This is a genomic window from Streptantibioticus parmotrematis (genome assembly GCF_019890615.1).
In the GTDB taxonomy this organism is placed as follows: Bacteria; Actinomycetota; Actinomycetes; order Streptomycetales; family Streptomycetaceae; genus Streptantibioticus_D; species Streptantibioticus_D parmotrematis.
The window spans coordinates 306,588-326,987 of the sequence record NZ_JAINVZ010000002.1; the positions used below are offsets into that span (position 1 = coordinate 306,588).

Consider the following 20,400-nt stretch of genomic DNA (forward strand, 5'->3'; position numbering starts at 1 on the left):
GGGGCCGCCTTCGCGGTGAGTCGGGACGCGTCAGAAGAACGTGCGCACGAAGTCGGTGACCGTGCCGTCCTGTTCGACCACCGGGATCAGCTGCCACTTGTCGAAGGACGTGCACGGGTGCGACAGGCCGAGCCCCACCCACTCGCCGACCTCCAGCGGTGTCTCGGGGGTGAGTTCCACGAACGCGTGCTGGTCGGCGAGCTTCGTCACGCGCAGTCCGTCCGCCGGGCGCAGCGAGCCGTCCGCGCCCCGGATCACCTGCGGTACGGGCATGCCCAGGTCGTACGGGGCGTCGCGCTTGCCCGCGTTGAGGAACGCGCGGTCCGGCTCCGGCCGGGAGACGACCTGCGTCCACAACCGCAGCGCCGGTCGCAACGAGCCCTCGGCCGGTACGCGGTCGTGGAACGGCGTGATCTCGCTGTAGTGGCCGTCGTCGTGGGTGACGTAGGCGCCCGAACGCAGCAGCCGCAGCACCGGCTTCGACAGCCCGTCGACCGGCTCGAAGGCCTTGGCCACCGCGTCGAACCAGGCGCTGCCGCCCGCGCTCAGCACGATCTCGTCCGCCTCCGCGAAGCGGCCCGCCGCGTCGAACCGCCGGGTCAGCGCCACGAGTCGGTCCAGCCACGCGGTGACCGCGTCCTCCGTCTTCTCCGGGACCTCGCCCTCGTAGCCCGCGACGCCCACCAGCCGCAGCCACCGGGAGGCCGCCACCGCGTCGGCGACGACGTCGGCCGCCGCTTCGTCGCGCACCCCGGTGCGTCCGCCGGGCACGCCCAGTTCCACGACCACGTCGAGCGTCGCGGTGAGCGCCGCGTCCATCAGCTCCACGCCGCGCACCGAGTCCACGTAGCACACCAGCCGGAACTCCGGGTCGGACGTCAGCTCGGCGCAGATCCAGCGCAGCGCCGCCGGGTCCACGACCTGGTTGGCCAGGAAGATCCGCCGGACGCCGTACGCGCGGTAGACGCGGGCCTGCCAGGGGGTCGCGGCGGTGATGCCCCAGGCGCCGCGCGCCAGTTGGCGGTCGAAGAGCTGCGGGGCCATCGAGGTCTTGCCGTGCGGCGCGAAGGCCAGCCGGTGGTCGTGCGCGTAGTGCTCCAGCTGGTCGAGGTTGTGCTCCAGCGCGGGCGCGAGCAGCGTCAGCACGGGGGTGAGGAAGCCGCCCTCGAACAAGTCGCGGCGCTCGGCGGCCAGTTCACCGAGGGTGCGGCCCTCCGCGTCCGGCGGCAGGCTCTTGAAGCGGTGGTCGACCCGTTCCCGCGACAGCTCCGCGACGGTGGGCATCCGGCCTCCTCGACGAGTGCGTTGCATCCTGTGCAACGCTCATTGCGTACGGTGCTTCCCGTTGTCTAACATCCGGCGCGGCGGCGGGTCAACGGAAGGACGGAGGCGGACGTGCTCTTCACGACGGAACGGGAGCCGGACCGCGACGGCGGCGGCGCGGAGTTCGACGTGGTGTGCGTCGGCGAGTCCATGGCCGCCTTCACGCCCGAGACGCGCGGCCCGCTCGCCGGTGTGACCCGCTTCCACCGGGGCATCGGCGGCGCCGAGTCCAACGTCGCCTGCTACCTGGCCCGTTACGGCCATCGCGCCCGCTGGGTGAGCCGGGTCGGCACCGACCCCTTCGGCGACCATCTGCTGGCGGAGATCGCCGCGTGCGGCGTGGACGTGCGCGCCGTCGAGCGCGATCCGCACCGGCCCACCGGGATCTACTTCAAGGAGCGGCTGGCGGACCGGACCGGGGTGCTCTACCACCGTGCCGGGTCCGCCGCGTCCGCGATGTCCCCGGAGGGCGTGGCGGGGGACGGCGCGATGGGGTCCGCCGTGCGGTCCGGCCGCGTCCTGCACCTGTCGGGCATCACCGCCGCCCTGTCCGCGCCCTGCCTCGCCCTGCTCCGGACGCTGACCGCGCGGCGGCCGGGCCGGCCGGTGGTGTCGTTCGACGTCAACCACCGCCCGGCGCTGTGGCGTTCGGGAGATCCGGCGGTGCTGGCGGAGCTGGCCCGCGACTGCGACGTGGTGTTCGTCGGCGAGGACGAGGCGCACGAGGCGTGGGGCCTCCCGGACGCCGACGCGGTACGGGCCGCGTTGCCGGAGCCCGGCCTGCTCGTCGTCAAGCGCGGCCCGGACGGCGCGATCGCGTACGCCTGCGGCGCACCGGCCGTCGAGGTGCCCGCGCCGCGCGTCGAGGTCGTCGAACCGGTCGGCGCGGGCGACGCGTTCGCCGCCGGGTTCCTCTCCGGCTGCCTGCGCGGGCTGCCGATGGCACACCGGCTGCGGCACGGGCATCTGCTGGCCGCCGCCGCGCTCACCGTCCACGCCGATCTGGGCACGCCGCCCGCCCGCGACGACGCCGACGCGCTGGTCGCGCTGGACGAGGCCGCCTGGCGGGGGCTGCGGCTGGCGGCGGGCTGGACGGAGGGCGGGGGGCGGACGGAGGCGGCGGGCGCGAGCCGGACTGAGGCGGCTGGTGCGGGCCGGACGGAGACCGCGGGCCGGACGGAGACCGCATCGTGAGTCAGAGCGTCGATCGCGCGCTGAGCATCCTGCCGCTGCTCGCCGAGGGCCCGGCCGGGCTCGAACAGGTCGCGACGCGGCTGGACGTCCACAAGTCCACCGCCCTGCGCCTCCTGCGCACCCTGCACGCCCACGGCCTCGTGCACCGCCAGCCGGACCAGCGCTACCGGCTGGGCGCCGGGCTGTTCGGGCTCGCCCAGCACGCGATGGAGGCGCTGGACGTCCGCGAGACCGCGCACCCCTATCTGGTCGCGCTCGGCGAGGAGTGCGGGCACACCGTGCACCTGGCGGTGCGCGAGGAGGGCGAGGTGGTCTACGTCGACAAGGTGGACAGCCGCTACCCGGTGCGGATGTACTCGCGCGTCGGGCGGCCGGTGGCGATCACGGTGGCCGCCGTCGCCAAGGTGCTGCTGGCCGACCTCCCCGAGCCCGAACGGCGTTCCACAGCAGCCCGGTTGGAGTATCCCGCCTACACCCCGTGCTCCACGCCCGACGCCGCCGCCTACCTCGCCGAACTCGCCGTCGTACGCGAACAGGGCTGGGCCGCCGACCTCGGCGGCCACGAGGAGTCCATCAACTGCGTCGCCGCCCCGGTGCGCGGTCCGGACGGCCGGGTCGCCGCCGCGCTGTCGATCTCGGCGCCCAACGTCGTCGTCACCGCCGAGGAACTGCTCGCCCTGCGCCCGCTGGTGCTCAGCACCGCCCGGGCCGTCACCCGCGAGTACGCGGGCGGCGACGCGATCCCCAATCCGCTCCCCAACCCGAGCCAACGAGAGGCCGATCGAGCATGAGCGACAAGGTCGCCGTCACCCCCGCCACCCACACCGCCCCGCCCGCCCGCTTCTCGCACGGCGTGCGCAAGGGCGGCGTCCTCCAGGTCGCCGGACAGGTCGGCTTCCTGCCCGCGCAGGAGGGCCGGAAGCCGGAACCGGCCGGCCCCGGCCTGCGCGAGCAGACGCTCCAGACCCTGGCCAACGTCCAGGCGGTGCTGGAGGAGGGCGGGGCCGGCTGGGAGGACGCGGTGATGCTGCGCGTCTACCTCACCGACACCGCGCACTTCGCCGAGTTCAACGCGCTCTACGACGAGTTCCTGGCGGAACGGGTGACGGTGCCCCCGGCCCGTACCACCGTCTACGTGGGCCTGCCGGCCGGGCTGCTGGTGGAGATCGACGCGCTGGCGGTGCTGGGCTGAACGCGCCGGTCCTCGCGGTCAGGCCTGGCGGGCGCGGGACGCGAGGCGGTCGGCGAACGCGGTGACGAGGTCGCGCAGTTCGTCGGGGCGCTCGATGACGAACGGCCGGTCGAGGGCGGCGAGCAGCGGAGGCAGCCAGTCGAGCCGTTCCGCCCGCAGCTCGACGCGCCACCAGCGTCCGGCCGCCGGGTCGTCCTGGTCCGCCGCGGGCTCGTGTTCCTCCAACTCCGCGATGCTGGCGGGGAGATGGGCACGGATCCGCTCGACCGTCCCGTGCACCCGCAAGGTCACCTCGTGCCGGTACTCGGCCGTGGCGAACGCCGACAACAGGCGCTGTGCCGGGTCGGGACCCGCGGGCGCCTCGAACGAGCCGGGCAGGGTCCGCGCGTCCGCGATGCGATCGAGCCGGAAGGTCCGGTCCTCGCCGATCCGGGCGTCCTGGCCCGTGACGTACCACCGGCCCCCGTGGACGACGATCCCGTACGCGTGCAGCGTGCGGTCGCTGCGCCGTCCGTCGCGGTCCGTGTAGCGGATGGAGACCGGTCGGCGGTGGCGCACCGCGTCGGCGACGGCGAGCAGGACGTCGGCGTCCGGGGTGTCGGACGCTCCGGGCTGTTCGGTGAAGGCGAGGGATTCCAGGAGCGTGTCGAGGCGACGGGCGATGTGCCGGGGCAGCACCCGCCGGATCTTCGCCGACGCCGTCTCGTTCGCCGTCTGCTGCGCCGTCGTCAGCCCCGCACGACGGCCGGCGAACAGGCCGAGCAGCACGGCCAGCGCCTCGTCGTCGCTGAACATCAGCGGAGGCAGGCGGTACCCGGGAGCGAGCCGGTACCCGCCGTAGCGGCCGCGCACCGATTCCACGGGGACGTCCAGGTCGATCAGCTGGTCCACGTAGCGCCGCACGGTGCGCCCTTCCACACCGAGGCGGTCGGCCAGCTCGGCGACCGTCCGGGTGCCGCCGGACTGCAACAGCTCCAGGAGTGTCAGCACGCGGGCGGTGGGTCGGGACATGTCCGCAGCCTAACGCGAATACAGGACCGATTCTGTCCGGTATCCGTCCTAGGCTGCGAAGCACAGGCCGGAACGTGCGGGCCTTCAGCACAGCCAAGGAGATTCCCATGGAGTTCGTCTCGATCCGCATCATCACCGACGACGTGGCCCGCCTCGTCGCGTTCTACGAGCGGGCCACGGGGGCGCGGGCGACGTGGTTCACCGAGGAGTTCGCCGAACTGAAGACGGCGGCGGGCGCCACCCTCGCGATCGGCGGCACCAGCACCGTCCCGCTGTTCGCCCCGGGCTCCGCCCGCCCGGCGGACAACCACAGCGTGATCACGGAGTTCCTCGTCGACGACGTGGACCGCGTCCACGAGAGCCTGACCGGCTTCGTCACCGACTTCGTCGCCGGTCCCACCACGATGCCCTGGGGCAACCGCTCGCTGCTCTTCCGCGACCCCGACGGCAACCTCGTCAACTTCTTCACGCCCGTCACCCCGGCGGCCATCGAGAAGTTCGCACGCTGACGCCTGCGCGGGGCCGTGCGCGCGGGAGTCGCCGCCGGCGACGGCGGAGCCGAGGCGTCGCGGCCGTCACCCTGGTCGTCGCGGGACGAGATCCGGGTGGACGAGTTCCTGGCCCGCTGAGCGCTAGCGGACACTCATGACCGATGCCATCGACGGCCTGGGCGTGGATCGCGGATCACGGGATCGGCGACACAGTGTCGCGGTCGTCGTCGGGGAGGGTGATGCCCATGCCGATGCGTTCCTTGCTTCCGGCGGCCAGACCGGTCATGACGCGTCGGAGCGGGGGCAGGTTGGAGAGCCGGATCTGCTGCATCTGCAGCCAGAAGCGGGAGCGGGTGACGTAGAGGTTCCCGCCGCGGCGCGCGCGTTCCTGGCAGTCCGCGACGAACGGCCGCATCCGCCGGTCGTAGCGGGCGAACGCGACCTGGTGATCGCCGTGGGCGGCGGCCAGTTCACCGGCCAGGACGTAGGCCCCGACGATGGCCAGGGTCGTTCCCAGGCCGGAGGAGGGTGAGGCGCAGTAGCCGGCGTCCCCGACGAGCGCGACCCGTCCGAGGTGCCAGGAGTCCATGTGGACCTGGCGCAGATCGTCGAAGTAGAAGTCGGGGGTGCCCGTGACCTCGTCGAGCAGACGGTCGGTCTGCCAGCCGTCACCGGCGAAGTGGGAGCGCAGCAGCGCCCGTAGGCTCTCGCCGTCGTGCTGGTCGACGTCGAGGTCCGGGTCGGTCTTGGTGAACATCACGCGAGTGGAACCCGCGCCGGCGAAGTAGCAGACCCGACGGTCCGGCCCCGCGGCGTAGAAGGTCTCCCAGCGGTCGTAGCCGAGGAAGTTGGGGACGTCCCCGATGGCGATGTAGCGCCCGAGCCGGTGCAGGCGGTGGCTGCCCGCCGGGAACGCCAACGACCGGGTGGCGGAGCGGACGCCGTCGGCGCCCACCACCAGGTCGAACTCCCGGACCGACCCGCTCGCGAACTCGACGGTGACGGCCGTGCCGGTCTGTTCGAGTGCCACCGGGTGATCACCGTGGACGTACTCGGTGGTGGCACGCGTGCTGTCCAGCAGCAACGTCGCCAGGTCGCTGCGCATCAACTCGATGTCGGGGCCGCCCGCGACTCCGCCCGTGAGGCTGAACGCGGTGGTCCTGGCCACGGTCCGGCCGCGGGCGTCGACGAAGTCCATGCCCCGGATACCGGTCCGGGCGGCGCGCGCGGCGTCGAGCAGCCCCATCTTCGCCAGCACGTCGACGGCCCTGCCGTGCACGTCGATCGCCTGACCGCCCCCGCGTACCCGCCGCGACCGCTCGACCACCGTCGGGGTGAAGCCGTGGCGGGCGAGCCAGAACGCCAGGGTCGGTCCCGCGACCCCGGCACCGACGATCAGGACCCGGCTGTTGCGCACGCTGACGTTCGGTTCCGTTTCTCCCATGCCAACGAGCCTCATCCACCGAGCCGTTCGCGTCCAACGATGAACGGCGCTGACTACCATCAACGATCGTGATCGGTGTGGAGCTTCGGCAACTGGAGTACTTCGTCGCCGTGGTGGAGGAGCGGAACTTCACCCGGGCAGCGGCACGGTTGCACGTGGTGCAATCCGCGGTCTCGGCCGGACTCAAGACGTTGGAGAGGCAGTTGCGGGCCCAGCTCGTCCACCGCACCTCCCGTGAGGTGTCCCTGACCGAGGCCGGTCGCGCCCTGCTTCCGCGGGCCCGCGACACACTCGCGGCGGCCCGGGCCGCCATCGACGCCGTCGACGAGGTCCAGGGCGGTATCCAGGGCGAGGTCCGTCTCGGGGTGGTGTCCTCGCTGCCCGACATCGATCTTCCCGCCGCCCTGGGCCGGATGCACAGGGACCACCCACGGGTGCGCGTGCGGCTCAGCCACCGGTCGGGCGGTTCCCGCGACCTCGCCGACGACCTGGCCGCCGGCCGTCTCGATCTGGCCCTGCTGTCCGAACCCGGTCCCGCCGGTCACCGCCTGCGGCTGACCCCGCTCCTGTCCGTCAGCATGCACCTCGTCGTGGCCCCGACCCATCCCCTGGCGGGTCGCGGAGCGGCGACCCTGGCCGAGCTGGCCGACGACGTCTTCGTCGACTTCCCGATCGGCTACGGCAGCCGGTCGATCGTCGACCGCGCGTTCACCACGGCCGGGCAGTCCCGCTACGTCTCCATCGAGGTGGCCAACGCCGAGGCGGCCATGGCGTACGTGCGCAACGGGTTGGGGGTGGCGATCCTGCCCGACGCCTACGCCCACCCGGGCCCCACGCTGCGCGTCATCGGCCCGGGCAGCGACAACCTGACCTGGTCGCTGTCGCTCGCGACCGCCAAGAACCGGCACCCTGGCGCCGCGACGGACGCACTGGCGGCGATGGTCGAGGAAACCGCGCGCCGACGCACGGCCCAGCGGGAACGCGCCACGCCGTGACGCGGCCCCGTCGCGCGGGAGGTCGGCGAGGCGGCAGGCGGTGAGCCGCCGTCCCCGGCGTGCGCGGTGGCGGTCCTCAGGCCGGACCGAACTCTCCGGCCTTGACGCTCACGACGAAGGCGGAGAACGCGTCGGCCGGGAAGGAGAGGACCGGCCCGTTCGGGTCCTTGGAGTCACGGACGGGAACGATCCCGTGCGAGGCGGTGAGGTCGGCGGCGATCTCGACGCAGGCGCCGCCGTTGCTGCTGTACGAGGACGTGAACCAGTGGAGGGGTTCGGTCATCGCAGCTCTCCGGTTTTGATGTCGTTCACGAAGGCGGCGAAGGCGGAGGTCGGGAAGGCGAGCGCGGGCCCGTGAGGGTTCTTGGAGTCGCGGATGAGTACGTGGTCTTGCGTGTCGGCGACTTCGACGCAGTTGCCGCCGTTGTCGCTGTGGGAGGACTTGAACCAGCGGAGGGGTTCGGTCATCGCAGCTCCCCGGCTTTGACGCTGCTCACGAAGGCGGCGAAGGCGGCAGCGGGGAAGCCGAGCACCGGCCCGTGAGGGTTCTTGGAGTCCCGGACCAGCACGTGGTCCTGGGCGTCGGCGACCTCGACGCAGTCGCCGCCGTTGTCGCTGTGGGAGGACGTGAACCAGTGGAGGGGTTCGGTCATCGCAGCTCCCCGTTCTTGATGCTGTTCACGAAGGCGCTGAAGGCGGGGGCCGGGAAGGTGAGGACCGGTCCCTCCGGGTCCTTGGAGTCACGTACGGGCACGACGCCTTGGGAGGCGGTGAGGTTGGCGGCGACTTCGACGCAGTCGCCGCCATTGCTGCTGTACGAGGACTTGGACCAGCGAAGGGACTCGGTCATCGCGGGGCGTCCTTTCAGACGGCGCCGAATTCTCCAGCCTTGACGCCCTCCACGAAAGCGCTGAAGACGTCGGTCGGGAAGGAGAGAACCGGCCCGTTCGGGTCTTTGGAGTCACGGACGGGAACGATGCCGTGCGCTCCGCTGAGGTTGGCGGCGACCTCGATGCAGTCGCCGCCATTGTTGCTGTAGGAGGACTTGTACCAGCGGGGTTCGTCAGCCACGGATGGTTCCTTCCATTGCCTGCTTGATCATCGCCACGGAAGCCGCTTGTGAGAGCGCTTCGGCCTGTAGCTGATGGTAGGCCGTCAACAAGGGCACGATGAGCGTGGTCTCACGGTCCATGTGCCCTCGCGTCTGCGCCTCGGCGTACGCGACCATGGACCGGTCAGAGAGGGTCAGCAGGTTCACTGGCAGGTCGAACGGTCGAAGTTCGCCCATGTCGTACGGTGCTACCTGAAGCACCGTGTTGGGGAGAGCTGCGAACTCGACCAGCCGTTGCAGTTGGGCCTGCATGATCTCCGGTCCGCCGACCGGGCGGCGGATGCAGCTCTCGTCCAGCACAGCCATCACCATGGGCGGCCGGGGACGCACCAGCGCCGCCTGACGTTCGGCTACTAGCGCCACACGCTCGTCGCCTTGTTCGGGCGGGATGGCGCCCCGCGCCACGGCGGTGTCTGCCAACACCCTTGCGTACTCGGGCGTCTGTAAAAGGCCAGGCACGATTCCGACCTGAAACAGCCGGATCTCCACCGCCCGCCCCTCGTACCCCACGTACTCCGGGAAGCCTTCCAGCAGCGAACCGTTCCGCAGTTCCCGCCACAGGCGTTCGAACATGTCGCCGCTGCCGAAGGCCAGGTCCGCACTGCGCGAAAACCGCAAGGTCGGAGGCTTGCGACCAGTTTCGACTGCCGACATATGGCAGCTGGCATATTCCATCCGCTGGCCCAACTCCTCCTGCGTCCACTTGCGTTCCTCGCGTGAGCTGCGCAAGCGGGCGCCGAACGCTGCCTGCGGGGAGCTGTCCGGGTTCAACTCCTTGCGGTTCAAGGGGGCGTCACCAACCTTCCAGCCGTTATCAGCACGTTGAACGAACACCAACTCTAGGTCACGCTGAACTCGCTTGGTAGCGGAATGGCTACGGAGAGGAGTGATCGTGTGTGACCAGGGCGTTCCTGCGGGGCCGATGGAGCTTCCGCGTCCGCCTGAGCCGGGGGCGCTCGTGGTGGACGTGGCGCGGGACCGGGTGGGTGAGTTCCGTGGTGAGTGGTGCGGGCGGTGGTTCCTGCGGCCGGTGACCGGTGGGCGGGAATGGGCCGCGAGGCCCGAGGACGTGCGGGCGGTCAGTCCTGAGCAGCGTTTACGGGCTCAGACGGCGAGGGCGAACGCCCGTAGTCGCGGTGAGGTGCTGTGAGCGCGCCGAGGCGGGTGTTCGGGTTCGTGGAGTGGACGTTGCGGCCGGACCGGGACGACGACGCACCTGCGGTGACGTACGCGTTGCGGTGTCTGGCGTTGCGGGAGGACGACAGCGAGTGCGGGGAGCGTTCGCAGGCGAGTGCGGATCCGTGCGGGCCGCAGGAGTGGGCGTTCGGGCATCTGCGGGAGAACCCGGAACACACCAGCTATGCCGAGGTCATCGAACGCCCCTGGGTGATGTGGCGAGGCGGCCCGGCATGAACGGAACCTACCGCTGCGAAGTGGTCGCCGAAGGCCCGGTGTTCGGCACGGATCAGACCCGCACGTACGTACTGGCCTCGTGGGACACGATCTCGCCCAAGCTCGCGCTGCGCTGGCTGACGGCCCAGGTCGGACGCCTCGCGGAGCGCCTGGACCCGGACCCGGCGCGGGCGCCCTGGGCCCGCGCCGCGGGCATGCCGCACGCGGACGGGGTGACCGCGTTACGGCACACCGGGACGCACACGGAGCGTGAACTGCTTAAGCAGGGAAGCTCGTTGACCCTCGTCATACGCGACACGGACTGCCGCTGGACCCTCTCGGTGCGGCCGACGGCCCGGGCCGTGGCCGACGTTCAGGTGGTGCCGCGACCGCACACGCCGGTGGGCGGGAGCGCGGTCCGCGTCCCCGCCCACCGGGCGTTCGTCCGTGCCGTTACGGCAGCGCGTGGACGTGCGCGCCGACCTGGGAGGCGAACTGGTTGCCGTTGCTGGCGTCCCAGTTGGTGGACCAGGTCATCGCGCCGCGCAGCGTCGGCCACTTGGCCGACGGCTTGAAGGACCCGCAGCCGGTGCCCTGGGTCAGGCAGTCCAGCGCGTTGTTCACGACGGACGGCGAGACGTAGCCGCTGCCTGCCGCGCTGGAGGAGGCCGGGACGCCGATGCCGACCTGCGAGGGGTCGAGCCCGGCCTGGATCGCGGTGCAGGCGAGCGAGGTGATGAAGTCCACCGAGCCCTCGGAGTAGACGTTGCCGTCGCAGCCGTTCATCGAACCCGAGTTGTAGTACTGGGTGTTGACCACGGTGAGGATGTTCTTGATCTTCAGCGCGGTCGCCAGGTAGTCGCTGGACGGCGAGAGCATGTCGATGGTCTGCGGGGCCATCGTGACGATCAGGCCCGAGCCCGCCTTCGCCGACAGGTCCTCCAGCGCCTGGCTCATGTACGTCGGGTTGATCCCGTTCTCCAGGTCGATGTCGACGCCGTCGAAGCCGTAGGTCTGCATCAGCGAGTAGACGCTGTTGGCGAAGTTGGTCGCCGAGGTGGAGTCGGTGACCGAGATCGTGCCGTTCTGGCCGCCGACCGAGATGATGACCTTCTTGCCCGCCGCCTGCGCCGCCTTGATGTCCGCCTTGAACTGGGCGTCGGTGTAGTTCAGGCAGGAGTCGAGGCTGAAGTCCACCGCGCCGGGCGTGGTGGTGGCGTTGGCGAACGCGACCGCGACGATGTCGTAGGCGCTGTTGACGTCCGAGAGCTTCTGGACGGTGGCGCCGTTGCAGAAGTCCTGCCAGTAGCCGGTGACCGCGTGCTTGGGCAGGCCGCCCCCGCCCGGACCGGTCGAACCGCCGGTCGAACCCCCGGTCGTGGAGCCCCCGGTGGTGGACCCTCCGGTGGTCGAACCCCCGGTCGTGGACCCGCCGGTCGTCGAGCCTCCCGTGGTCGAACCCCCGGTCGTGGAACCGCCCGTCGTGGACCCGCCCGTGGTCGAGCCCGAAGACGTGCCTCCGGTGGACGTCCCGCCGGTCGTGGAGCCGGAGCCCGCGGGCCCGGTCAGGGAGACGTCGTCGGCGTAGTAGGCGGGCTGCCCGTACCAGCCGTGCAGGTAGACCGTGACCGACGTGGTGCTCGCACCCGTGGTGAACGTGGTCGACAACTGCTGGTAGGAGGAGGCCGACGGCGTCCAGGTCGACGGGTCGGTGCCGCCGGTCCCGGTCGCGCCCAGGTAGACGTAACTGCCCTGCACGTACGCGCTCAGGGTGTACGAGGAGTTCGGCTGGACGCTGACGACCTGCGAGCACTGCGCGTCGTCCGACGACGACGGGGTCGCCTTCAGGGCCGAACTGCCGCTGTGCACCGGGCTGGAGACGGTCGTGCCGCTGTTCGCGGTGCACGTCCAGCCGGACAGGCCGGACTCGAAGCCGGGGTTGGCGGCCAGGTTGGCGTCGGCCGCGCCGGCCGGGTTCGCCGTGGACAGGGTGAACAGGCCGATCCCGGCTGCCGAGAGCGCCACGGCGGCGGCGGTGAGCAGGGGGAGCGGGCGCCGGGAGTGCCGTGGGCCGCGACAGCCCGGCGCGTCGTGATGGCGTGGACCTGACATTGAAGCCTCCTGGGGGCAACGCTCGCGCGTCGGGAGGGTGGTGGCTATTGGCCTGGACCAAAGTGGTCCAGACCAGTGCTGGTGTCAAGGGTTCGGGCACGGCCTTCCCGCATGGCTCGGGCACAGGCTTGCCGCGCGGTCGGGGCACGGCCTCCCGCGTGGTCCGGGCGCTGCCTCCCGCATGGTCCGGCCCCGGCTACCCGCATGGTTGCGGTGCGTCGCGGTTGGGTAGCAGAAGGCACTGCTCATCCCGTAAATCCCGGATAGGCTGCGGGCCACCGTGAGGCGCGAGGGGTTCAACGGGCGGGTGTCTGGGCAGCGGTGAGACGCAGGGGGTGCGCATGTCGACCGTCATCGGCGTGACCAGCAAGGACCTCCTGCTGCCCGCCCCCGACCAGCACACCCCGGCCGGTCTCGTGCTGCCCGCGCCGGACCAACAGCCCCTGGACCAGGCGCTGTCGACGGCCTGGGCCGCGCTGGAGGCGGTCGGCCACCTCGTCGTCCTGGTCCCGGCGGGCCTGCCGGACGAGCACCGCAGACGGCTGCACGCGATCCGTTCACTGCTGGAGACCGACCGGATGGCACTGGTCGAGGTGGACCTGCCGCCGCTCGCCCTGGCCCTGCTCGCCCGGCAGTTACGCCAGATCTCCCGCTACGACCTCGGGCCCGGCGTACTCGCCAGCGCGGCCCGGCTGCTCGCCCACTACCTGCACGCGGGCGCGGTCCTGTCCAGCGTGACCGGGCTCGACCGGCTGGAGGTCGGCCTCGGCCCGCACCTGCGCTCCTGGCTGCCGGGCGCCCGCTTCGCGGTCCTCGCCGCCCCCGCCGCCACCCTCACCACCCTCGGCCCGCACACCCGGCTGCCCGGGCCCGACTACCCCACCCACCTCGCGCTGGCCGCGCACGGCCTGGCCGACGAGTGGGTGCGCTCCCGGCTCGGCCCCGAGTGGAACTGCGGTCACGTGAGCGAGTTCGCGCTGCCGCAGGACTCGGCCCGCTGGTGGGGCACGGCCCGGCTCGTGGAGTTCGCCGCGTACATCGAGGACGTCGGCGTGCTCTACCAGCTCGTCACCTCCGCACACCGCGCGCACTGCCGCTGCTGCGGGCTCGAACTCGTCGGCGACCGCTGCGCGTTCTGCGCCTGCCCGGCTACCGAACCGGCGGAGCACGGCGCCGTTCCGTAGCCCGCACGGCCGCACAGACCTTCACCGGCACAGCTTCATACGCACAGCTTCATACGCACAGCACAGCCAGTCCGTTCGTCCCCCGTCCGAAGCGATTGGTCCTGTCGATGAACTCACGTCAGCGGCGCGGTGTGGTCCTGCTCGCGCTGTCCGTCCTGTGCGCGATCGCCGCCTTCTTCGGAGTCGTCGCCGTCGTGGGCGACGTCGACTCCAAGGTGGGGTCCGAGACGACGGCGTACGAGCTGGACCAGGACATACCCGCCTACCAGCCGCTGAGCCCCGACCAGTTCCACCGGGTGAACGTGCCGAAGCGCTGGCTGCCCGCGACCGCCGTCACCGACCTCGGCGACGTCAACGGCAAGATCGCCGCCGCCGCGCTCAGCAAGGGCTCGCTGCTCCAGACCGACATGGTCTCCGACCGGCCCCAACTGCGGCCCGACGAACAGGAGATCGCGATCATGGTGGACGCCGAGACCGGCGTGGCCGGGACCATCGACCCCGGTGACCAGGTCAACATCTTCGCCACCTTCGCCAACGGCGGCCCGGGCGGCAAGCCCGAGTCGCGGATCATCGTCAGCGACGCCCGGGTGCTGGAGATCGGGAAGATCACCCAGGCCGGGCAGACCAGCGACCAGAACGACAGCCGGGACCCGGGCAAGCAGGTCCCCATCACCTTCGCGCTCCAGACCGAGGACGCCCAACGCGTCGCCTACGCCGAGTCGTTCGCGACGAAGGTCCGGCTCGCCCTGGTCGCCCCCGGCAGCCCCTCGGTCCCGCAGGACCAGCGCACCTACACCCTCGACGGCGACAAGTGAGACGCGCATGACCATCCGCCTGCTGGCCGCCGTCGCCGACCCCGACGCCGCGCGGACCACCACCACCCTGCTCGGTCAGGTGCCCGGCACCGAACCGGCCACCACCGTCGCCGACTCCGCCGCCCTCCTCGACACCCTCGCCGCGCTCGCCGCCTCCGGCGTGGACGACCTGCCCGAAGTGGTCCTCGTCCACGAGGATGTCGGGCCGCTGCCCCCGCTGGACCTGGTGCGGGAGGTCGCCCTGCGCTTCCCGGCCGTCGGCGTGATCCTGCTCAGCGCCGACCAGGGCCCGGCGCTGTACTCCGCCGCGATGGACGCGGGCGCGCGCGGGCTGATCGGCCTGCCGCCGTCGTACGAGGAACTGGCGCCCCGGGTGCGCTCGGCCGCCGCGTGGGCCTCCGGCGTACGGCGGCACCTCGGCGGGGGCGGCGCGGACGCGCCGGGCGAGCGGGCCGGCACGGTGGTGACCGTCTCCGGCGCCAAGGGCGGAGTCGGCGCCACCGTCACCGCCGTCCAACTCGCCCTCGCCGCCCAGGCGTCCGGCCGCTCGGTCGCGCTGGTCGACATGGACCTCCAGACCGGGGACCTCGCCTCCTATCTCGACGTGCGCTTCCGGCGTTCCATCGCCGACCTCGCGGAGATCACCGACCTCTCCTCGCGGGTGCTGGCGGACGCCATGTTCAGCCACCCCAGCGGCCTGTCGCTGCTGCTCGCCCCCGCCGACGGCGAACAGGGCGAGGCGGTCACCGACCGCGCCGCCCGCCAGATCGTCACCGCGCTGCGCGCCCGGCACGACGTCGTGGTGATCGACTGCGGCAGCCGCCTGGAGGGCGCCAGCGCGGTCGCCGTCGAACTCGCGGACACCGCCCTGCTGTTGCTCACCCCGGACGTGGTGGCCGTCCGGGCCGCCAAGCGCACCGTGCGGCTGTGGGACCGCCTGCGGGTGCGCAAGCCGCAGGACGTGCGCACGGTCGTCAACCGCCACACCCGGCACACCGAGATCCAGCCCGCCCTGGTCGAACGCGTCACCGGCACCCGAGCCGCCCGCACTGTCGTGCCCGCCGCGTTCAAGGAACTCCAGGCGGTCGTGGACAGCGGCCGGATGGACGAACTCGACCCGCGCGGCACCATCCGCAAGGCGCTGTGGTCGCTGGCGGCGGAGCTCGGCGTGGCCGGTGCTCCCGCCGCCCCGGCACGCGCCGAACGCACCCCGCACCGCCTGCCGCGCCGCTCGGAGCGCAGGGCCATCGGCGCCGGGGGAGGGAGCTGAGGATGCGCCCGCGAGACGTCAGGAAGGGCCTGCGGTCCGATCGCGGGCAGATCAGCGTCGAGCTGCTGGGGATGACCCCGCTGATCCTGCTGACGCTGCTGCTGATCTGGCAGTTCGTGCTGGCCGGTTACACGTTCACGCTCGCGGGCGACGCCGCCGACCGGGCCGCGCGGGCCGCGGCGGTGGGCCAGGACGCCCGGGCCGCCGCCGACGCCGACCTGCCGTCCGCGTGGGCGGCGAACGCCTCGGTGGCCGTCGGCGGCTCCGGTGACGTGGTGACCGCGAAGGTCGCCCTGAAGGTGCCGGTGCTCGTCCCCGGCTTCCTGGCCTTCCCGTTCACCGTGGACGGGACGGCGGGCGCGGGGAAGGAGACGCCGTGAGCGGGAACGCGGGACGGGCGGACGTGGTGAGCGGGAACGCTGGAAGGCCCGGCGCCATACGGACGCGGCGGCCCACCGGCGATCGCGGGTCCGTCGCCATCGAATACCTCGGCTTCCTGCCCGTCCTCCTGCTCGTGGCCCTCGCCGGAGTCCAGTTGGGCCTGGTCGCCTACGCGGGCGTGCAGGCCGGGACCGCCGCGCGGGCCGCCGCCCGTACCGACAACGCCGCCGCCGGGGCCGCCTCCGCCAGTGACTGGCTCAAGCCCCGGATAGGCCTTGACGAGGGCGCGGACCGGGTGACGGCGACCGCCACCGTGACCGTGCCGTCCGTCCTGCCCGGAATCTCCTTCCTCGACCCGGTGACGCGCAGCGCCACCATGCCCCGGGACTGATGCGCATGACGAGCCTGCGTTCCCGTGTCGCCGCCCCCGAACCGGACTCCGGGCGGCAGCAGGAGAGCCACCTGACCGCCACCTACCGCGCCAAGCTGCTGGAGGAGATCGACCTCGCCGAGATGTCGTCGCTCGCGATGGCCGAGCGCAGACGGCGGCTCGAACGCGTCCTCGGCCACATCATCAGCCGCGAGGGCCCGGTCCTGTCCACCCAGGAGCGGACCTCGCTGATCCGGCGGGTCGTCGACGAGGCGCTCGGCCTCGGCGTGCTGGAACCGCTGCTGGAGGACGCGAGCGTCACCGAGATCATGGTCAACGGGCCCGACCACGTCTACGTCGAGCGGGCCGGCCGGGTCGAGCGGGTGGACGCGCGGTTCGCCTCCACCGAGCAGCTGATGCAGACCATCGAACGCATCGTGTCCACCGTCAACCGCCGCGTGGACGAGTCGAATCCGATGGTCGACGCCCGGCTGCCGTCCGGTGAGCGCGTCAACGTCATCATCCCGCCGCTGTCGCTGACCGGCCCGACGCTGACCATCCGCCGCTTCCCGCGCTCCTACACCCTCGCCGAACTGCTGGAGCTGGGCTCGCTGGACGAGCACATGCTGACGCTGCTGGCCGCCCTGGTACGCGCCAAGTTCAACCTGATCGTCTCCGGCGCCACCGGCTCGGGCAAGACCACCCTGCTCAACGCGCTGTCCGGGCTGATCCCCGACGGCGAGCGCATCATCACCGTCGAGGACGCGGCCGAACTCCAGCTCCAGCAGAGCCACGTGATCCGGCTGGAGAGCCGCCCGCCCAACGTCGAGAACAAGGGCCGCATCACCATCCGCGACCTGGTCCGCAACTCGCTGCGCATGCGGCCCGACCGCATCATCGTCGGCGAGGTGCGCGGCGGCGAGACCCTCGACATGCTCCAGGCGATGTCCACGGGCCATGACGGCTCGCTCGCCACCGTGCACGCCAACTCGGCCGAGGACGCGCTGATGCGGCTCCAGACGCTGGCCTCGATGAGCGAGGTCAAGGTGCCGTTCGAGGCGCTGCGCGACCAGATCAACAGCGCGGTGGACGTCATCGTGCAGCTCACCCGCAGCGCCGACGGATCGCGCCGCGTCACCGAGATCGCGTTGCTGTCCTCGCGCGGCCGGGAGGGCTTCCGGCTGGTGACCGCGGGGGAGTTCAGGGCCGGGCCGCTCGCCGCCGACCGCGTCACCCGGGGCTTCTACGAGCACCACCCGCTGCCGCGCCGGACCGCCGACCGCCTGTACCTGGCGGGTGAGGCGGTGCCGCCCGCGTTCGGCGTGGCCACCGGCGAGGACCAACTCACCCTGCGGAAGGCGGAGTAGCGATGCGACCGATGGGCTGGTTCGCGCTGGGCGCCGCGTTCGCCGCCTGCGTGCTCGCCGTGTGGGGGCTGCGGGTGTGGGCGGGAGGGCGCGCGGAGCGGCGGGAGCTGGTAGACCGGCTCACCGGCGCCGGCCCCGCGCGGCACCCCGGGCGCCGCGAACGGTTCGCCGGGCTGGACGCCGCGGTGGCCCGGACCCGCTACGGACGCGGCCTGGACCGCAGGCTCGCCGCCACCGGACTCGACGTCAGCCCGGGCGAGTTCACCGCGTGGATGGTGGTCGCGGTGGCCGGGCTGTGGGTGCTGGCGGCGGCCGTGCTGGCACCGTTCTTCGGGCCGCTCGCGGGCGCGATCGCCGCCTGGTCCGCGTACGCGTTCCTCAACTGGCGGCACCGCAAGCGCATCGAACGGTTCATCGGCCAACTCCCCGAACTCTCCCGGCTGCTGGCCAACAGCGCCTCCGCCGGGCTCGCGCTGCGCACCTCCATCGGCATGGCCGCCGACGAACTGGAGGCACCGGCGGGCGAGGAACTGACCAAGGTCGCCGACGCGCTGGCGGTCGGCCACTCGCTGGAGGACGCGCTCGGCGACCTGCGCGAGCGGCTGCCCTCGCGCGAACTCGCCGTCCTGGTCACCACGTTGGTGCTCGCCAGCCGCGCGGGCGGCACGCTGGTGGAGTCGCTGCGCAACCTCACCGAGACGCTCCAGGAACGCAAGGAGACCCGGCGCGAGGTGCGCACCACCCTCTCCCAGGTCACCGTCACCGCCTACGCGGTCCCGGCGATCGGGATCGGCGCGCTGCTGATGCTCAACCGGATGGCGCCCGGCTCGTTGGACACCATGACCGGGACGTTCCTGGGACAGGCGGCCGTCGTGGTGGCGTTCGCGCTCTACGGAATCGGCTTCCTGGTCATCCGGCGGCTGGCGCGGATCGATGTGTGAGCGCGGGATGGCGTGTCGGCGCGTGACGGTGTGCGGGCGCCTGACGGGCGCCGGTTCGTACGAGGGGAGGCAGGGGTGATGGCGGGAGCGCTGCTGGGGCTGCTGGCCGCGCTGTCGGTCGCGGGGATCGCGTACGGGATCGCGCTGTACCGCCGGGAGGTGGTGCTGCCCGACGACCTGGCGCTCGCCCTGGAGGTCGGCGCGACGCGGACCACGGCGGTCGGCTCGGTGGTCGACCGGCTCGGCATGCGGTGGGCGCCCGCCGTGCTGCGGGCGATGGGCCCGGCACGCGTCAACCGGCTGCGGCGCAGGCTGGACCTGGCCGGCAACCCCGGCGGCCTGACCGTCGACCGGTACGCGGCACGGCGCGCGGTCTACGGCTTCCTCGGGTTCTTCGGCGCGGTGGTCTTCCTGGTCAGGGGGGAGTGGCTGGTCGCGCCGCCGCTGCTGGCGTTCGGCGTGTGGTGGACGGACGTCGGGATCCGGCTGGCGATCCGGCAGCGCAAGGCGGAGATCGAACGCACCCTCGCCGACTTCCTCGACGTGCTCGCGGTCGTCGTCAGCGCGGGCCTCGGCTTTCGCCAGGCGCTGGAACGCGTCGCCGACAACTACCGCGGGCCGTGGGCCGACGAGATCCGCATCACCCTGCGCCAGATGGACCTGGGCGTCAGCCGCCGCCAGGCCTTCGACGACCTGCGCCGCCGCAACGACTCCGAGGCGGTCGCCCAGTTCACCACCGCGTTGCAGCAGGGCGAGGAACTGGGCGCGCCGATCGCCGACACCCTCATCCAGATCGCCCAGGACATGCGCCGCACCGACGCGCAGAACGCCCGCCGCCAGGCGGCCCGCGCGGTCCCGAAGTCCACGCTGGTCATCACGACGTTCATGGTCCCGGCCACGATGATCCTGCTGATCGCGGGCTTCTTCCTGGGCAGCGACGTGGGCGTGGGCCAGGTGCTGGGCAGGTGAGCGGGGCGGGGCGGGCCCGCGCGGCGCCCGCGGTGCGGGTGGTCGTGGCGGACGCCGCGGCGGTGGTGCGGGCGGGCCTGGCCGCGCTGCTGTCGGCCGAGGACGGGGTCGAGGTGGTCGCCGAGGCGGCGGACGGCGGCGCCGCGCGCGAGGCGGTCGCCGCCCACCGGCCCGACCTCGTCCTGCTCGACCCGCGCCTGCCCGGAGCCGAGGGCCCCGCCGCGCTGCCGGAACTCGCCGCGCTGACACCGGTGTTGGCGCTGTCGTTCACCGGCGGGCGGGCCGCCGTCGAGGAGGCGATCCACCGGGGCGCGGGCGGTTACCTGGTGCACGGCGAGTTCACGCCCGGCCAACTGCTGGACGCGGTACGGGACGTGGCGGCGGGCCGGGCGGCGTTCTCGGCCGGCGCGGCGACGGTGCTGCTGGCCCGGATGCGCGCCGGGGGCGGGACGGCCGGGAGCTCTGGAGCCACCGGGACGGCTGCCGCACCCATTCCTTTGCAGTCGCAATCTGGGCCTTCGCAACTGCAATCGGATGTGGGACAGTCGAGACGTGCGGCGGCGGACCGGACCCGCTTCGGCCTCAGCCCGCGTGAGGAGGAGGTGATGGAGCTGATCGCCGGGGGCATGACCAACCAGCAGATCGCGGCGGCCTGCTTCATCAGCGAGAAGACCGTCAAGAACCACATCAACCGCATCTTCGGCAAACTCCGCGCCGACAGCCGCAGCAAGGCGATCGCCCTCTGGCTGGGCACGTGGACACTCCGAGGGGAGGGGTGAGCGGTGATGACGCGAGGCATCCGGCTCCCGTTACGCGCGCGGCTCCGGCTGAACGCCCG

General features: G+C 72.4%; 25 protein-coding genes. 15 read left to right on the top strand and 10 right to left on the bottom strand.

Features of this window, described 5'->3' with window-relative positions:
- Positions 1-30: 30 nt before the first annotated feature.
- Positions 31-1,284, bottom strand: coding sequence for an amino acid deaminase (locus K7472_RS04120; protein ID WP_222973933.1), 1,254 nt, complete (start codon positions 1,282-1,284; stop codon positions 31-33).
- 189 nt (positions 1,285-1,473) lie between these two features.
- Between K7472_RS04120 and K7472_RS04125 the strand changes: the two genes are divergently transcribed.
- Genes K7472_RS04125 through K7472_RS04135 form a run of 3 tightly spaced genes read left to right on the top strand, consistent with a single transcriptional unit; the run spans position 1,474 to position 3,709 of the window.
- Complete coding sequence (locus K7472_RS04125) at positions 1,474-2,517, top strand: sugar kinase (RefSeq protein WP_222974368.1); 1,044 nt, start codon at positions 1,474-1,476, stop codon at positions 2,515-2,517.
- The gene (locus K7472_RS04130) at positions 2,514-3,308 is read left to right on the top strand and encodes an IclR family transcriptional regulator (protein WP_222973935.1); all 795 of its coding nucleotides are present in this window, start codon (positions 2,514-2,516) and stop codon (positions 3,306-3,308) included. The genes K7472_RS04125 and K7472_RS04130 overlap by 4 nt, the downstream gene beginning before the upstream one ends.
- Positions 3,305-3,709: a RidA family protein gene (locus K7472_RS04135; protein ID WP_222973937.1), complete on the top strand. Its 405-nt coding sequence runs from the start codon at positions 3,305-3,307 to the stop codon at positions 3,707-3,709. The genes K7472_RS04130 and K7472_RS04135 overlap by 4 nt, the downstream gene beginning before the upstream one ends.
- Before the next feature lie 18 nt (positions 3,710-3,727).
- On the opposite strand, the gene K7472_RS04140 is transcribed toward K7472_RS04135, so the two are convergent.
- The gene (locus tag K7472_RS04140) at positions 3,728-4,720 is read right to left on the bottom strand and encodes a helix-turn-helix transcriptional regulator (RefSeq protein WP_222973939.1); all 993 of its coding nucleotides are present in this window, start codon (positions 4,718-4,720) and stop codon (positions 3,728-3,730) included.
- A gap of 107 nt (positions 4,721-4,827) precedes the next feature.
- Between K7472_RS04140 and K7472_RS04145 the strand changes: the two genes are divergently transcribed.
- Entirely contained in the window at positions 4,828-5,229 is a 402-nt protein-coding gene (locus tag K7472_RS04145; RefSeq protein WP_222973942.1) for a VOC family protein, read from the top strand.
- A gap of 175 nt (positions 5,230-5,404) precedes the next feature.
- Here the strand turns inward: K7472_RS04145 and K7472_RS04150 are convergent, their stop codons facing one another.
- On the bottom strand, positions 5,405-6,655 hold the full coding sequence (locus tag K7472_RS04150; RefSeq protein ID WP_222973944.1) for an FAD-dependent monooxygenase: 1,251 nt from the start codon (positions 6,653-6,655) through the stop codon (positions 5,405-5,407).
- Between the two features lie 68 nt (positions 6,656-6,723).
- On the opposite strand from K7472_RS04150, the gene K7472_RS04155 reads away from it, so the two are divergent.
- Complete coding sequence (locus tag K7472_RS04155; RefSeq protein ID WP_308013764.1) at positions 6,724-7,650, top strand: LysR family transcriptional regulator; 927 nt, start codon at positions 6,724-6,726, stop codon at positions 7,648-7,650.
- Between the two features lie 76 nt (positions 7,651-7,726).
- Here the strand turns inward: K7472_RS04155 and K7472_RS04160 are convergent, their stop codons facing one another.
- Genes K7472_RS04160 through K7472_RS04185 form a run of 6 tightly spaced genes read right to left on the bottom strand, consistent with a single transcriptional unit; the run spans position 7,727 to position 9,547 of the window.
- On the bottom strand, positions 7,727-7,933 hold the full coding sequence (locus K7472_RS04160; RefSeq protein ID WP_222973946.1) for a DUF397 domain-containing protein: 207 nt from the start codon (positions 7,931-7,933) through the stop codon (positions 7,727-7,729).
- Complete coding sequence (locus tag K7472_RS04165; RefSeq protein ID WP_222973948.1) at positions 7,930-8,118, bottom strand: DUF397 domain-containing protein; 189 nt, start codon at positions 8,116-8,118, stop codon at positions 7,930-7,932. Before K7472_RS04165 ends, K7472_RS04160 begins: the two co-directional genes overlap by 4 nt.
- Positions 8,115-8,303 (bottom strand): DUF397 domain-containing protein, encoded by a 189-nt coding sequence (locus K7472_RS04170; protein WP_222973951.1) that lies wholly within the window; start codon positions 8,301-8,303, stop codon positions 8,115-8,117. Before K7472_RS04170 ends, K7472_RS04165 begins: the two co-directional genes overlap by 4 nt.
- Entirely contained in the window at positions 8,300-8,500 is a 201-nt protein-coding gene (locus tag K7472_RS04175; RefSeq protein WP_222973953.1) for a DUF397 domain-containing protein, read from the bottom strand. Before K7472_RS04175 ends, K7472_RS04170 begins: the two co-directional genes overlap by 4 nt.
- A gap of 14 nt (positions 8,501-8,514) precedes the next feature.
- Complete coding sequence (locus tag K7472_RS04180) at positions 8,515-8,721, bottom strand: DUF397 domain-containing protein (RefSeq protein ID WP_222973955.1); 207 nt, start codon at positions 8,719-8,721, stop codon at positions 8,515-8,517.
- On the bottom strand, positions 8,714-9,547 hold the full coding sequence (locus tag K7472_RS04185) for a helix-turn-helix domain-containing protein (RefSeq protein WP_222973957.1): 834 nt from the start codon (positions 9,545-9,547) through the stop codon (positions 8,714-8,716). The genes K7472_RS04180 and K7472_RS04185 overlap by 8 nt, the downstream gene beginning before the upstream one ends.
- A gap of 360 nt (positions 9,548-9,907) precedes the next feature.
- Between K7472_RS04185 and K7472_RS04190 the strand changes: the two genes are divergently transcribed.
- Positions 9,908-10,174 (top strand): DUF7848 domain-containing protein, encoded by a 267-nt coding sequence (locus K7472_RS04190; RefSeq protein WP_222973959.1) that lies wholly within the window; start codon positions 9,908-9,910, stop codon positions 10,172-10,174.
- A 432-nt stretch (positions 10,175-10,606) separates the two neighbouring features.
- On the opposite strand, the gene K7472_RS04195 is transcribed toward K7472_RS04190, so the two are convergent.
- The gene (locus K7472_RS04195) at positions 10,607-12,265 is read right to left on the bottom strand and encodes a chitinase (RefSeq protein ID WP_222973961.1); all 1,659 of its coding nucleotides are present in this window, start codon (positions 12,263-12,265) and stop codon (positions 10,607-10,609) included.
- Positions 12,266-12,606: 341 nt separating this feature from the next.
- Here K7472_RS04195 and K7472_RS04200 point away from each other — a divergent pair, with 341 nt between their 5' ends.
- The 9 genes from K7472_RS04200 to K7472_RS32445 all read left to right on the top strand — a co-directional run bounded on the left by K7472_RS04200 (position 12,607) and on the right by K7472_RS32445 (position 20,341).
- Complete coding sequence (locus K7472_RS04200) at positions 12,607-13,449, top strand: hypothetical protein (protein ID WP_222973963.1); 843 nt, start codon at positions 12,607-12,609, stop codon at positions 13,447-13,449.
- A 107-nt stretch (positions 13,450-13,556) separates the two neighbouring features.
- Complete coding sequence (cpaB, locus tag K7472_RS04205; RefSeq protein WP_222973965.1) at positions 13,557-14,264, top strand: Flp pilus assembly protein CpaB; 708 nt, start codon at positions 13,557-13,559, stop codon at positions 14,262-14,264.
- A gap of 7 nt (positions 14,265-14,271) precedes the next feature.
- The gene (locus tag K7472_RS04210; protein ID WP_222973967.1) at positions 14,272-15,534 is read left to right on the top strand and encodes a CpaE/TadZ family protein; all 1,263 of its coding nucleotides are present in this window, start codon (positions 14,272-14,274) and stop codon (positions 15,532-15,534) included.
- Positions 15,535-15,536: 2 nt separating this feature from the next.
- Positions 15,537-15,914, top strand: a complete 378-nt coding sequence (locus tag K7472_RS04215) for a TadE/TadG family type IV pilus assembly protein (RefSeq protein WP_222973969.1) — start codon at positions 15,537-15,539, stop codon at positions 15,912-15,914.
- Positions 15,911-16,306 carry a TadE/TadG family type IV pilus assembly protein gene (locus K7472_RS04220; protein WP_222973972.1) on the top strand — a complete coding sequence of 132 codons (396 nt, stop codon included), beginning with the start codon at positions 15,911-15,913 and terminating at the stop codon, positions 16,304-16,306. The genes K7472_RS04215 and K7472_RS04220 overlap by 4 nt, the downstream gene beginning before the upstream one ends.
- Positions 16,307-16,311: 5 nt before the next feature.
- A complete protein-coding gene (locus K7472_RS04225) occupies positions 16,312-17,652 on the top strand; it encodes a TadA family conjugal transfer-associated ATPase (RefSeq protein WP_222973973.1) in 1,341 nt (446 codons plus the stop codon).
- Positions 17,653-17,654: 2 nt separating this feature from the next.
- Entirely contained in the window at positions 17,655-18,593 is a 939-nt protein-coding gene (locus K7472_RS04230) for a type II secretion system F family protein (RefSeq protein WP_222973976.1), read from the top strand.
- Between the two features lie 78 nt (positions 18,594-18,671).
- Positions 18,672-19,562: a DUF5936 domain-containing protein gene (locus K7472_RS32440; protein ID WP_252395036.1), complete on the top strand. Its 891-nt coding sequence runs from the start codon at positions 18,672-18,674 to the stop codon at positions 19,560-19,562.
- The gene (locus K7472_RS32445; protein WP_308013765.1) at positions 19,559-20,341 is read left to right on the top strand and encodes a LuxR C-terminal-related transcriptional regulator; all 783 of its coding nucleotides are present in this window, start codon (positions 19,559-19,561) and stop codon (positions 20,339-20,341) included. The genes K7472_RS32440 and K7472_RS32445 overlap by 4 nt, the downstream gene beginning before the upstream one ends.
- Positions 20,342-20,400 lie beyond the last annotated feature (59 nt).